The organism is Bacillus sp. FSL K6-0073, assembly GCF_038006085.1.
In the GTDB taxonomy this organism is placed as follows: domain Bacteria; phylum Bacillota; class Bacilli; order Bacillales; family Bacillaceae_G; genus Bacillus_A; species Bacillus_A cereus.
On record NZ_JBBOUN010000002.1, the window covers coordinates 469,380 to 484,116 of the forward strand.

A 14,737-nucleotide genomic window follows, 5' to 3' on the forward strand; every position below is an offset into this window, starting at 1 on the left:
CTATTTGATGAAAATTTTATTTAATAAAGGAGAAGTCACTTGAGAAAATTAATGAAAGATTTATCGCCAGGATTGAATAGTAACAAATATTTGGTTTGTGTTCCTTATGCTGGGGGCTATTCGAATTCTTTTTTACCTTTAAAGAATTATTTACCAAAAGATATAAAACTTATTTCATTTGATCCTCCAGGCCATGGTCCTAATCTTTCGCCACTAGTTGATAACATAGATGATCTTGTTAATTTATATTTAATGGAGATGCAACCAATTTTAGAGGGAGAGGTTACATTATTTGGCCATAGCATGGGAGGAATTATAGTTCACCGTATGGCTCAAATTTTAGAAAGTAAGGGCATAAATCCTAAAAATGTTATTATCTCTGCTATGAATCCACCGGAAATAAGAAGAAAAACAAATCATTTAGATGATAAAGACTTTATAGATTATATAAAGTCTTTGGGAGGATTACCAGATGAAGTATTACAACATCAGGAGCTTTTAAACTATATCCTTCCAGTTATTCGATCAGACTTTCGTGCCATTGAGAATTATATAAATGATGACACAACATTGTTGAAAGCGCCCCTATATATTATTAGTGGAACAACAGACTCTAATTATACAGTAAAAGGGGCTAAGAAGTGGGTAGAATGGGGCAATGAGGTTCATTTTCTAACAGTTAATGGTGGTCATATGTTTTTACTACATCAAGCTGACATCGTGGGCGAGTTAATTATGAAAATACTAGATAGGGTAAAATCTGTGAAGTAAAAAAATTAAGAGATGTATCTGAGTAAGAGAAAAGTGCATTTCTGTGCTTTATGTGAAACTTCTATCGTTAAAGTAGCAATCTAATTGGTCGTCATTGGGAGTTTTATTACTGAGGAAGAAAACTCCCAATGACGAGTATGATTGTGCCCCCTCATGATAAAACGGATAGGTCTATGGGGAACATAACCACTAAATATGTAGTATTTAGTATCAATATCATAGAGAATGGTGGGAAGAAAAAATGCTTGATAAATTTACCCAGCAGGTTTTATTATCTAGTGAAAAATTTAAAAAAGAAAAAGAATATTGGTTAGACAAGTTATCAGGTGATGTTGAGTTAAGTAGATTTCCTTGTGATTGTCTGTCTTTAAATAATATTCAGGCTTCTAAAGAAAGTTATTATTGTCAATTCCCATCGGATATTGCGAAGAGAGCTGTAGCAATTAGCAATAATTCTGATATGTTACTGTACACTATTTTATTATCAGGTGTGAAATATCTCTTAAGTAGATATACCGATAAGGATGATGTAGTAATTGGAATGCCAGTTTTTAAACAAGGTCAAGAAGAGACGGTTTTTCAAAACAACTTTTTATTATTACGTACTCAAATAAATCAAGAAGATAATTTTAAAGAAATAATATATAAAATTAAAGAAACAATTTTAGAGTCAAATGAACATTGTCATTTTCCTTTTAATAAACTTACTCAATTATTAAGTCTAGATGGAGAGAGTAATAATCTTCCGTTATTAAATACAATAGTAATGTTAGATGATATTCATTGTTATGAGAGTACAGATAAAATAAACTCTGATATGGTTATTAGGTTTATGAAAAATGAAGAACAGTTAAAGGTTCAAGTGGATTACAATTCTACTTTATATAGTGAAGGATTAGTTAGTAGAATAGTTAATCATTTATATAATATTTTAGATATATTAATGAAAGATCCAAATAAATCTGCAATGGATCTAGATGTAATGCCTAAAACAGAAAAGAATCAAATATTATTTGATTTCAATCATACGACTAGAGTTCATAAAACATTACTTTGTGAGACTGTAACAGCTCCTCAATTATTTGAAGAGCAGGTAAAACAGAATCCTAATCAAATAGCGATTGTATGTAATGGAAAAGAAATTACATATAAACAATTAAATATAAAAGCTAATCAGTTGGCGAGAAGGTTATTAGACCAGGGAGTTAAAAGAGAATCCATTGTTGGTGTGATGATGGAACGCTCTATTGAGATGATTATAGGCATATTAGGTATCTTAAAAGCGGGTGGGGCGTATTTACCGATTGATACCGAGTTACCAAAACAAAGAGTGGAATATATGCTGACAGACAGCGAGTGTTCACATGTACTAACATATCAAAACTCTATTATAAAGGGAGTAGCATTTCAAGGTAGTGTAATAAATCTAATGGATATTCCTTTTGAAGAAGAACAAGTAGAAGATTTGCAGATAACGATGGAACCTCAAAATTTGGCATATGTTATTTATACATCAGGTTCTACAGGCCAGCCCAAAGGGGTAATGATTGAACATCGTTCCTTAACTAATTTTTTGTGTGCAATGTATGAGGACTTCTCTCAAGATATAGGGATAACTGATAATGTACTATTCTCAAGTAGTATTTCTTTTGATGTTACTATATTTGAAATATTTGTCCCATTGGTATATGGAGCAAGAATGACTATTTATCAAGGTGAGAAGTTTGATGTACCAAAACTTGTACAAGTCATTCTTGAGGAACAGGTCACGTTAGCATATATTCCACCTACCTTATTAAATGAAATATATGATTATTTTGTAAGGGCGAATCAGAAGATATCGTTAAATAAACTTTTCGTGGGAGTAGAACCTATTAAAACAGAATTACTCGCAAAATACGATCATCTATTTAGGGGGAACCTCCAAATATTAAATTTATACGGACCTACAGAGGCTACAGTCTGTTGTACATCTTATCAATATGAGAGGGATAAAGAAATTACAACACAAAACGTACCAATAGGTTCGCCATTGTTAAATACTAAAATTTACATATTGGATTCATTTCACAGGCTACAACCTATAGGTGTTCCAGGAGAAATATGTATTTCTGGCATAGGGTTAGCTAGGGGATACATCAATCGAAAAGAATTAACAGCAGATAAATTTATTGATGATCCATTTGAACATGGTGAGAAATTATATAAAACAGGAGATATAGCGAGATGGCTACCTGATGGTAACATAGAATACTTGGGACGAGTTGATCATCAAGTGAAAATAAGGGGATATCGAATAGAACTAGGTGAGATAGAAGCAAGTTTGTTAAAATATGAGACAATCAAAACCGCCGTAGTAATACAGCGAGAAGATGAAAGTGGAGAAAAGTATTTATGTGCGTATGTAGTTACAGAAAAAGATATTCCTATTCCAGAGGTAAGAGCATATTTAGCAACCAAGTTACCATATTATATGATACCTCAACAAATCATATCCATTCAAAACATACCGTTAACACAAAACGGAAAAATAGATAGAAAAAAATTACCTCAACTTATTAATAATTTGAAATCTAGTCATCTAGAGCCGACAAATTCTACAGAAAGAAAATTAGTTGATATTTGGAAAGATGTATTAGGAATACAAAGGGTAGGAATACGGGATAATTTTTTTGAGATAGGTGGTCATTCATTAAAGGCTGCTAAGTTAATTTCTATCGTTAATAAAGAATTTAATGTGCAATTATCTATTAAATCCCTATTTAAGTTTCCTGTTTTGGTTGATTTTTCAAAATGTATATTAGAAATGGAAAAAAGTAATTATATTTCCATAGAACCTGTAAAACAACAAGAGTATTATTTAGCTTCTACGTCACAAAAGAGAATGTTTATAGTAGATCAATTCGAAGATGGTACAAATACAACTTATAATATGCCCACAATACTTAAAGTAGAAGGGGATATTTGTAAAGATAAGTTTGAAAATATATTTCAATCTTTAATTGAGAGACATGAAATATTAAGAACTTCTTTTCAAATTTTAGATGGGGAATTAGTGCAGAAAATTGAGCCTAATGTAGATTTCAATATTGAATACGTTCATGTAAATGAAAAAGATGCGGATTATTTAATACATGAGTTTATAAGTCCATTTGATTTATCAAAACCTCCATTATTAAGGGTGTTGCTTTTAAGGATAGCAGAAGAAAGACATATTCTTGTAGTAGATATGCATCATATAATATCTGATGGTTTATCAATGGGGATATTAATAAAAGAGTTTGTAGAATTGTATAAAGGAAATGAGCTTCCAAAATTGAGAGTGCAGTACAAAGACTATGTGATGTGGCAAAATGGACCTTACTATAAGAATCTAATTAGTGAACAAAAGAATTATTGGTTAACAACTTTAAACGGAGAACTCCCGGTTTTAAATTTTCCAACCGATTTTCAAAGACCGACTATACAAAGCTTTAAAGGTAATGTTTGTTCTTTTAATTTGGGAACAGATTTAACTTTTAAAGTAAATAAACTAGCAACTGAAACTGGTACCACGCCATATATGATTTTATTGGCCATTTATAACATACTTTTATCTAGATACACAGGTCAAGAAGACATTATTGTAGGTTCGCCTATTGCTGGAAGGTCTCATTCTGATACTAATCATATGATTGGTATGTTTATTAATACTTTAGTAATGAGAAATTATCTAGAAAATGACGATGAGTTTATTGAGTTTTTGAGTAGATTAAAACTCAATACATTAGAAGCTTATGAAAATCAAGACTATCCTTTTGAAGAACTATTAGAAGGTTTAGACTTGCATAGGGATACAAGTAGAAATCCATTATTTGATACCATGTTTGTTTTTCAAAACATGGATATGAATCCAATATCTATTGGTGAATTAGAATTTACACCGTATCCGTTTAAGCAGTCAGTTTCAAAATTTGATTTGTCATTAGTAGCAACGGAAATAGATAATAACATTCATTTAAAAGTAGAATATAGTACTAAGTTATTTAAAGCGGAGACAATAGAAAGGTTAATGGTACATTTTACAAATATAGTTGAGGAAGTAACTAATAACCCTAGAGTACGATTGCGTAATATTAATATGTTATCTATAGAAGAAGAACATTGTATTATGAATGAATTTAACAAAAACGAGAATTCAAATTCTAATCATTTATTAGTGCATAAAATGTTTGAAGAACAAGTAAAACAGAACCCTAATCAAATAGCCGTTGTATGTAATGAAAAAGGAATTACATATAATGAATTAAATATAAAAGCTAATCAGTTGGCGAGAAGGTTATTAGACCAAGGAGTTAAAAGAGAATCCATTGTTGGTGTGATGATGGAACGCTCCATCGAGATGGTTATAGGTATATTAGGTGTCTTAAAAGCAGGTGGGGCGTATTTACCAATTGATACCGACTTACCAAAACAAAGAGTGGAATATATGCTGACAGACAGTGGGTGTTCACATGTATTAGTACATCAAAACTCTATTATAAAGGGGATAGAATTCCAAGGTAATGTAATAGATCTCATGGATATGTCTTTTGAAGAAGAACCAGGAGAAGACATGCACATGATGATAGAACCTCACAACTTAGCGTATGTTATTTATACATCAGGTTCTACAGGACAACCTAAAGGAGTAATGATTGAACATCGATCCTTGACTAACTTTTTGTGTGCAATGTATGAAGATTTCTCTCAAGATATAGGGATAACTGATAATGTACTATTCTCAAGTAGTATTTCTTTTGATGTTACAATTTTTGAGATATTTGTCCCATTGATATATGGCGCAAGAATGACTATTTATCAAGGTGAGAAGTTTGATGTATCAAAACTTGTACAAGTCATTCTTGAGGAACAGGTTACATTATCATATATTCCACCTACTTTATTAAATGAAATATATGATTATTTTGTTAGAGATAACCAGAAGATAGTGTTAAATAAGCTACTTGTGGGAGTAGAACCCATTAAAACAGAATTACTCGCAAAATACGATTATCTATTTAGGGGGAACCTCCAAATATTAAATGGATACGGACCTACAGAGGCTACAGTTTGTTGTACATCTTATCGATATGAGAGTAATAAAGAAATTACAACACAAAACGTACCGATAGGTTCGCCATTGTTAAATACTAAAATTTATATATTGGATTCATTTCATAGGATACAACCTATAGGTGTTCCAGGTGAAATATGTATCTCTGGCATAGGGTTAGCTAGAGGATACATCAATCGAAAAGAATTAACAGCAGATAAATTTATTGATCATCCATTTGAACGAGGTGAGAAACTATATAAAACAGGGGATATAGCAAGGTGGCTACCTGATGGTAACATTGAATACTTGGGCCGAGTCGATCATCAAGTAAAAATAAGGGGATATCGAATAGAACTAGGTGAGATAGAAGCGAGTTTGTTAAAATATGAGACAATCAAAACGGCCGTAGTAATAGATCAAGAAGATGAAGCTGGGGAAAAGTATTTATGTGCATACGTAGTTACAGAAAAAGATATTCCTATTCCAGAGGTAAGAGCATATTTGGCAACAAAGTTACCACATTATATGGTACCTCAACAACTCATACCAATTCACAATATACCATTAACACAAAATGGGAAAATAGATAGAAGTAAGTTACCGAAGCTAAATACACTGGGCAATAGTAATTATGTACCACCAAGAAATGAAATAGATAGTAGTTTAATTGATATTTGGAGTAGTATATTAGGCGTAAATAGTATTGGTATAAATGATAATTTCTTTGAATTAGGTGGTCATTCTCTTAAGGGATTAAAGTTATTCGAAAATATTAAGAGAATGTTTAATGTGCAACTGCCATTAAGTTTATTATTTCAAAAGGCTACTATTGAACAATTAAGTGATGTAATAAGTAGGAATAAAGGAATAGACAGTGAGTGTTTAATTCCAATTCAAAATGGGACAAACAAGGATAGTCAATGGTTCATTGTTCATGGACAAGGAGGGGGTATATTAAACTATTATGATTTGGCTAGAGAATTAGGAGAGGATAAGACTGTATATGGGTTACAATCTATAGGATATGATGATAATAGATTTCCAAACTTATCTGTAGAGGAAATGGCGGTAAGATATATAGAAGAGATTAAACAAGTAAAAAAAGAAGGGCCATATACCTTATTAGGATGGTCTTTTGGAGGAATAGTTGCATTTGAAATGGCTAGAAAATTAGAAGAACTAGGTGATAAAGTTAGTTTTCTAGGTTTACTTGATGTTCATCCTATTGAACAAGGTAAGGAGATTCTTAGTTTAAATATTAAGAATGCATTTGAAGTATTGGAAAAATTCAATGATCAGTTAGGGATTGAGAAAATTAGTTTTGAACAAATGAGTGAAGAACAATTAATAGAATCTTTACTGAAAAAATTTACATTGAATGAAAATAGTTGTCAGCAAAATTTTGAAGATCCAATGATGAATAAGTTAAAAGTAATGATAGCTAATAGATATGCATACCTAAAATATAATTGTAAACAAAAAATAAAAGCAGATATCTTTCTATTTAATGCATCTATTAATGACATTCACCCACTAGTAGATTATAACAGATGGAATGAATATACATCAGGGGAAGTATATGCTTTGCAAGTGCCAGGTTCCCATCTGAGTATGTTAGAGAAACCGCATATTCATGAATTGGTAAAGAGTATAAAAATGAGTTTTAAACAAATGCTCTTATTAGCAAATGTAAATAGGTGAAATATTATTTGAAATTGTACAATATTAGTTTTCTAAAAGTCTCATAAAATCGTGTATAACATATTATGAGACTTTTTTCTTTGAGCCCATTCAATAATAAACATAAAGAGGTTAGAAAATAAGTCAAAAATATGAATGTAAAATAGAATATTATCCTCTGAAAATGTTTTTTACTAATCAAAAATAAATAGGAATTATTCATTGAGAGTTTTTTATATTTATATAAGAAGTTAGGTGGGAAGGAAATAATGAATATATATACGGTACGTGTGCCGGGAAATATAGAACATAATATTATGCAGAAACTTATGAGTTTGGTCTCAAAAGAAAAGCAAATGAAAATACAGAAATATAAAAGAAAGCCCGACCAATATAGCGCCTTAATTGGAGACATTATAATAAGATATTTAATTACTACAAATTTCTCAAAAGAAAATAAAGATATTAAATATAAATACAATGAATACGGAAAGCCTTATGTGGATGAGTTAAATAATTTTCATTTTAATATATCACATTCCGAAAGTTGGGTTGTTGGAGCTGTTCATGAGGAAGAAGTAGGAATAGATGTAGAAAAAGTCCGGCCCATAGATACTACAATGATTACAAATATATTTAATGAGGAAGAATTTAATTATTTAAACTCATTAAATGTAGAACAACAATTAGATGTGTTTTATGAATTATGGACTATAAAAGAAAGCTTTGTTAAATGGATAGGGAAAGGACTAACTATACCTTTAAACTCTTTTGTTATTAAAAAAAATACAATATTTTATGGTGACATGCTATCTAATGAGGTTTATTATAAAAAGTTTACTATTGGTAAAGATTATAAGCTTTCTTGTTGTGCTTCTTTAGATAGTTTTCCAGAATCCATAATTGAAATTGACTTTGTTGATTTGTGTAATTACTTTATAGAAGATAAGCATTCTTACATAGTTTAGATCGATATTTCCTTAAGGAAAGAAAATTTTCGGAAATTTAATTTTGAAAATTATAAAAGCAAAGATCTGAATAAGTAATTAAACTTGCTGGAGATGCAATCATTTTACGCTTAATAGATTACTTTGTGTATATATTAGTATGTCATTCATTGTTTGTTTACTTAGATCAATGGTTGCAATAACAATTGTTAGCGTTATAGCTGTAACAATTAAGAGGTTATCATAACTAAAAATAGCGAGCCAGTAGAAGGAGTATATCTCTTTTAAAGAGGGCTCTTTAATGACTGCAGCAGTAATTTGTATCTTAACTGACAATCCGGAAAACGATATTTTTGAATGGGTGGATTTTTTAGAAGTGGGCTATAAAAGAAACAGCCAACATTGTATGTATATTATTAGTAAAAAAGATAATTTGAGTATGAATTGACAGAAAATTGATAAAAGAATTGAGAAAGCTGAAAATTCTGTATTTTGAGTATATTTTTGGCGTTGTAGTGTGTAATATATTCAGCAGAGCTATATCATAAAAAATAGGAATATAGACTAACAATAGAATTATATGTAAGTATTTCTGAGTAAAAATAGTATTCGAGTTCATATAGGCTATATATCAACTGCTATACATTAGTTTAAAAACAAATATAGAAAAGTGTGGTAATGGATCCACATGAATTATATTTCCAATCTATTATTTTTACTGTAGCAGTTTAGTAGTTTGTATTTACATACATATGTAAATACATTTTTGTTACATGCAATTATTCAAAAGGGAGGTAATATAATAATGGCTATTCGAAAACATTTAATTACTCTTGAGGATCTTACTGATAGTGATATTAACCAAATTGTAACTCGTGGGGTAGATTTTGCCACAGGTAAATCGCAACCTAATCAAATATTAGCGGGAAATATAATTGGGATTTACTTCCGTAAAACATCGACTAGAACTCGATCGGCATTTTCTGTTGCAGCATTAAAGATGGGTGCACAAATTGTAACGTATGGTCCAAATGATTTGCAAGAAAATACAGGGGAGTCTATAGAAGACACTACTCAAGTACTTTCGCGAATGCTGGATGCACTAGTAGCAAGAACTGCAGATAGTCAAAAGGAAATGGAAAAGCTGGCATCTCAAAGTCGTATGGCAGTCATTAATGCAATGAGTACGGAAGAACATCCAACACAAGCGCTAACAGACTTAACAACAATGAAACAAAAATTTGGTGAAATAGCTGGATTAAGGGTTTTATATATGGGAGAAGGTAATAACAGTGCTGCAGCTCTAGCTCTTTCTTTATCTCGTTTTCCAGGTACGGAGTTATATCTTTTTACACCTGCTGGTTATGGAGTGTCTCCAAGTGTGCTTGAAAAATCAAAAGAATATGCACGATTATCTGGTGCTAAAGTTATTGAATGTCATGATATAAAAATGTTACCTAGTGAAGTGGATGTTGTATATACAACAAGGTGGCAAACAACAGGGACAAGCAAAATAGATCCTTTATGGAAAGATGCATTTAATCCATTTGCAGTGACAGAGAGAATTTTGACTTTATATCCGGAAGCTACTTTCATGCATGACCTCCCAGCACACCGGGGGGAAGAAGTAGCAGCAACAGTTATTGATGGACCGAAAAGTATTGTATTTACCCAGGCCGAAAACAAGCTAAATAGTGCTATGGCAGTACTTGAATGGTGCTTAGCTTATCGATACTAAAGAATCTAGCATTTATTGTCTTTCAGGTATAAGTTCTATTTGAAATACATTCGAAAGAACATTTACAACTATTTATCTTTAATTATTTTTTTAGATTTTAACCAAGAAAGGAAGCAAATTATGCTCAAGAAATTAGAGAGTTTAGAAAGGGTAATCGGCAACACACCTATGATTAAATTAGAGCATGAAAAGATTAATCTGTATGCAAAACTAGAATATCACAATTTAATGAATAGTGTTAAAGTGCGTGCTGCTCACCATATTTTAAAATCAGCAATAAGTCGCGGTGAAGTGACTGAAAATTCTACAATTATCGAATCTTCATCTGGTAACTTTGCGGTTGCTCTTGCTACTCTTTGTAGGTATATCGGCCTGAAATTCATACCAGTTATTGATCCAAATATTAATGATAGTTATGAGAATTTTTTGAGAGCAACTTCCTATCAAGTAGCTAAAGTGGATGAACGAGATGAAACAGGTGGCTATTTATTAACGCGTTTAAATAAGGTGGAAGAACTTTTAAATACTATTCCTAATGCATACTGGACAAATCAATATAATAATGCTGATAACTTTGAAGCCCATTATCAAGGAATTGGTGAAGAAATATCTAATGATTTTAAACAGTTAGATTATGCCTTCATTGGAGTGAGTACTGGAGGAACTATCGCTGGGGTATCTACACGATTAAAAGAAAAATTCCCTAATATTAAAATTATTGCGGTAGATAGTCAAGGGTCCATTATTTTTGGTGATAAGCCTCGTAAACGGTACATACCAGGAATTGGTGCCAGTATGATACCTGGTATGGTTAAAAAAGCATTGATTGATGATGTAATGATTGTACCGGAGGTCCATACTGTTGCAGGTTGTTATGAGCTATTTAATAAACATGCAATATTTGCTGGTGGATCATCAGGGACTTCATATTATGCAATCCAAAAGTATTTTGAAAATAAGGATGTTCAAAATACACCTAATGTTGTTTTCTTGTGTCCTGATAATGGACAAGCTTACACATCAACTATTTACAACGTAGAATGGGTAGAATGGCTTAATACACAAAAATCAGTAGAAGACCAATTAGTTTCTTTATAAAAATGATATAGAAATGAGGAAGCAATTATGATGTATTTAAATACCAAACATATCAATGAAATGGGTGTTAATTGGGAAGAAACAATAAATGTCATTTCAAAGGCAGTAAAAAGTCTTGATTCAGAAGATTTTTCTCAGCCAATTAAGCCATACTTACGTTTCGATGATCCGGCTAATAGAATTATTGCTATGCCAGCTTATATTGGAGGAGAATTTAAGGTTTCAGGAATCAAATGGATAGCTAGTTTTCCGAAGAATATTGAGAAAGGTATTCAACGTGCTCATTCAGTTACTATATTAAATGATGCTATGACTGGAAAACCATTTGCGACACTTAATACAGCGATGGTCAGTGTAATACGAACAGCTTCTGTTACAGGGTTAATGATTCGAGAGTTTGCCAAGTTAAGAGATTTAAATAATGTTAAAGTTGGAATTATTGGATTTGGACCTATTGGTCAGATGCATTTAAAGATGGTAACTGCCCTATTAGGCGATAAAATCGAAAGTGTTTACCTATATGATATTAATGGAATTAAAGACGAATTAATTCCTGAGGAAATTTATTCTAAAACTCAAAAGGTTAATGCATATGAAGAAGCCTATAATGATGCTGATATTTTTATTACTTGTACTGTTTCTGCAGAAGGTTATATTGATAAGAAACCTAAAGATGGGGCGCTACTACTCAATGTTTCTCTTCGTGACTTTAAGCCTGATATCTTAGAATATACAAAATCCCTAGTTGTTGATAATTGGGAAGAAGTCTGTCGTGAAAAAACTGATGTTGAAAGGATGCACCTTGAAAGAGGTTTACAAAAAGAAGATACAGTATCAATTGCTGACGTTGTAATCCGAGGAGCACTGCAAAACTTCCCTTATGACAAATCAATATTATTTAATCCAATGGGTATGGCCATATTTGATGTAGCCATTGCTGCTTATTACTATCAAAGGGCTAGGGAAAATGAAATTGGTGTTTTATTAGAAGACTAGTAAAATTATTAAAACGCAGTTTGAAATAATTGTCTAATATCCGCTAAATATTGGTAAACACGACTAATCATTATAGTAAATTAGTTATTTGATAAGCTTAGAATTTATGGAATTATTTGAGGAGCTGTTTTTATGAGTGAAATTATTTCGGCCTTAGATCTCTTACATCCCAAGCAAATTCGCTTTCATGAATCATATGAACACAAACGATTGGAACAAATTTGTCGTGTAATGGAAAGCGAAGGTGTTTTACGGAACCCTCCCTTAGTATCTGAGCTTAGTGATGGTAATTATCTGTTACTTGATGGTGCCCATCGTATGAAGGCTATGATGGCATTAGGTTGTAAACGCGTTGCTGTACAGGTAGTACCTGATGAAAAAATAAAAATTCGTGCTTGGAATCATTTATTACCAATGGGGGAATGGGTAAATAATTTAAAGAAAGAACCTACAATAATTTGGTCAGGTAAGATTATTGCTAATAAACGTTTGCTTGCAAAAATTACAGAAGCAAATAAACAAGAACATTTTTTATATGCAAGGGATTTAAATAGTGATTTATTTAACCATTTAGAGATATGGCATCGTATTGTCGGCTTATATCAACATGAGTATACGGTACGCCGCCTTTCAAATGATACTGAGGTCTGGCCTCATTCAAATGAAATATTGATGAGTTATCCAGAATACTCATTGATGGAACTGAAAAAGGTAATTGAAGCAAAATTTTTAATGCCAGCGGGAGTTACTCGTACGACGCTTAGTGGTCGGTTATTGAATTTACGTATACCACTTCATATATTGCGTACGGAAGTATATCCTGCTGGTGAATGGGAAACGTTATGTGGAAATTGGTCAAAATGTTTACGCCTTTATGACGAGCCAATATATGTTTATGATGCATAATATGTTGTTTAATGATTATAATGTATATTTTTTATTTATTTGTAAAAATTTCATTATATGATTTATATTAACCCTAAAATATTTTTATTATGTTATAAAAACTGTTTGAATTAGTATTTAAGACTAATCTAAGAGAGGTTTGTTATCGGATGGGGTAAATATTACCAAAAAAGATAAAGTGGAGATCTCTAAAAAATTAAAAACTTTCTTGGGTGATCAATATTCACTTGAATTAGGAGATTACATAAGCTTTGAGATACTTGAATTTATAATAAAAGAATTAAATCCACATTTTAATCTAGCTACAAAAAATAGGTTGGAAATTCTCTTAAAAAATATAGAGAAAGAGATATATAGTGAATTAGTTTCACATGAAAATAACAAAGTATAGGCAATATTACATGTATTTAAATGTAGAATAGTATAAACCTATATCTACATAATGTGTTGCTATTAATTTGGTAGAATAGTGAGGAACAAGAGAATTGGTAATATACAATTTCTTAGAAGAGATGGAATTGAGAAGTGAACATACTTACAATTTCATCTTTTTATTTTTGACACGCTTTTTGCAATTAAAGTATGAAAAAGGTAGCTGTATAAAAGTACAGCTACCTTTTTTAAAAAATTTCGTATACAAGAACAACCTTAGCGTAAACTTGCGCTTAATGGTACTTGAGAATAAACTGTGAAATTGTTACTATAAGTACCATGTTTAGAAAATGTGGAAGAAATAGAACTGTTCCAACTCTTGTAGATAGATCCAGATGTATCTGCTCTTAGAAGTACGTTTGAAAAGCTAGCTTGGCTAAAAGAATTACGTCCAGTATCTTCAACGCCCTGAACCATTTTTACTGGTTCGTATTGAGAAAATGAGCCATATACAGGCTGATTTGTATATCTAGGCATTCCATTTACATACATAGTAACCGTACCATTGCCGTTATTAATTATTTTAAGGTTTACTCGATCACCATCTTTAATTGATGTATCATATTGTGTGTTCCAATACTTATTGTTTTGACCTGATTCATTATATCCTGAATTAAGAAATACTTTATATCCACTTGGTGTTTTTGAAATACCACCTTCAACTTTAGATGCTCCAATACCTAAATACCAATTCACATATCCATCCTTAACAACAACTGATTTTGGTAGGTTTATATCAGCTGCAATTCCAGTATAATTACTATTTGTAACACTTTTTACAGCACCTTCTGTAGCTGCAAAACTTGTAGTTGAAAACATTGATAGAGAAATTAGAAGTGAACCGACTAGATACATCATTTTTTTCTTACTTTTCCTTAATACTTGATTCATTTTTAAATCCCCCTTATTTTTAATTATTAAATTGTATTAAAGGTTGGCCAACTAAATAAGACTTACAAACCAAAGATACATTAGGTTTAATTAAATGTATATATTTTCCTGTCATAAGTCATTGAAATGTCAAATAAATTAGATTATTCATATTTATCCATATAGGGGGAGTTGACAGCATGAAGTGTTATGTCTATTTAA

Annotated in this window: 10 protein-coding genes; 9 read left to right on the plus strand and 1 reads right to left on the minus strand. The window is 31.3% G+C overall.

Annotated elements, in window-relative coordinates:
- Window positions 1-39 precede the first annotated feature (39 nt).
- The 9 genes from MHB52_RS30145 (at window position 40) to MHB52_RS30185 (ending at window position 13,604) form a co-directional block, all read left to right on the plus strand.
- A complete protein-coding gene (locus tag MHB52_RS30145; RefSeq protein ID WP_001228849.1) occupies window positions 40-771 on the plus strand; it encodes a thioesterase II family protein in 732 nt (243 codons plus the stop codon).
- A gap of 241 nt (window positions 772-1,012) precedes the next feature.
- Window positions 1,013-7,549: an amino acid adenylation domain-containing protein gene (locus MHB52_RS30150; protein ID WP_061663557.1), complete on the plus strand. Its 6,537-nt coding sequence runs from the start codon at window positions 1,013-1,015 to the stop codon at window positions 7,547-7,549.
- Between the two features lie 248 nt (window positions 7,550-7,797).
- Window positions 7,798-8,496 (plus strand): 4'-phosphopantetheinyl transferase family protein, encoded by a 699-nt coding sequence (locus MHB52_RS30155; RefSeq protein ID WP_061663247.1) that lies wholly within the window; start codon window positions 7,798-7,800, stop codon window positions 8,494-8,496.
- Between the two features lie 280 nt (window positions 8,497-8,776).
- A complete protein-coding gene (locus MHB52_RS30160; protein ID WP_000123019.1) occupies window positions 8,777-8,923 on the plus strand; it encodes a hypothetical protein in 147 nt (48 codons plus the stop codon).
- Window positions 8,924-9,280: 357 nt separating this feature from the next.
- Window positions 9,281-10,213 (plus strand): ornithine carbamoyltransferase, encoded by a 933-nt coding sequence (locus MHB52_RS30165; RefSeq protein ID WP_061663246.1) that lies wholly within the window; start codon window positions 9,281-9,283, stop codon window positions 10,211-10,213.
- Between the two features lie 120 nt (window positions 10,214-10,333).
- A complete protein-coding gene (sbnA, locus tag MHB52_RS30170) occupies window positions 10,334-11,311 on the plus strand; it encodes a 2,3-diaminopropionate biosynthesis protein SbnA (protein ID WP_025967129.1) in 978 nt (325 codons plus the stop codon).
- A 27-nt stretch (window positions 11,312-11,338) separates the two neighbouring features.
- Complete coding sequence (gene sbnB, locus MHB52_RS30175; protein WP_061663245.1) at window positions 11,339-12,307, plus strand: 2,3-diaminopropionate biosynthesis protein SbnB; 969 nt, start codon at window positions 11,339-11,341, stop codon at window positions 12,305-12,307.
- A 132-nt stretch (window positions 12,308-12,439) separates the two neighbouring features.
- Complete coding sequence (locus tag MHB52_RS30180; RefSeq protein ID WP_061663244.1) at window positions 12,440-13,213, plus strand: ParB N-terminal domain-containing protein; 774 nt, start codon at window positions 12,440-12,442, stop codon at window positions 13,211-13,213.
- Between the two features lie 139 nt (window positions 13,214-13,352).
- Window positions 13,353-13,604, plus strand: coding sequence for a DUF2164 family protein (locus MHB52_RS30185; RefSeq protein WP_000947505.1), 252 nt, complete (start codon window positions 13,353-13,355; stop codon window positions 13,602-13,604).
- Window positions 13,605-13,861: 257 nt separating this feature from the next.
- On the opposite strand, the gene MHB52_RS30190 is transcribed toward MHB52_RS30185, so the two are convergent.
- Complete coding sequence (locus MHB52_RS30190) at window positions 13,862-14,536, minus strand: hypothetical protein (RefSeq protein ID WP_001077591.1); 675 nt, start codon at window positions 14,534-14,536, stop codon at window positions 13,862-13,864.
- Between the last annotated feature and the right edge of the window lie 201 nt (window positions 14,537-14,737).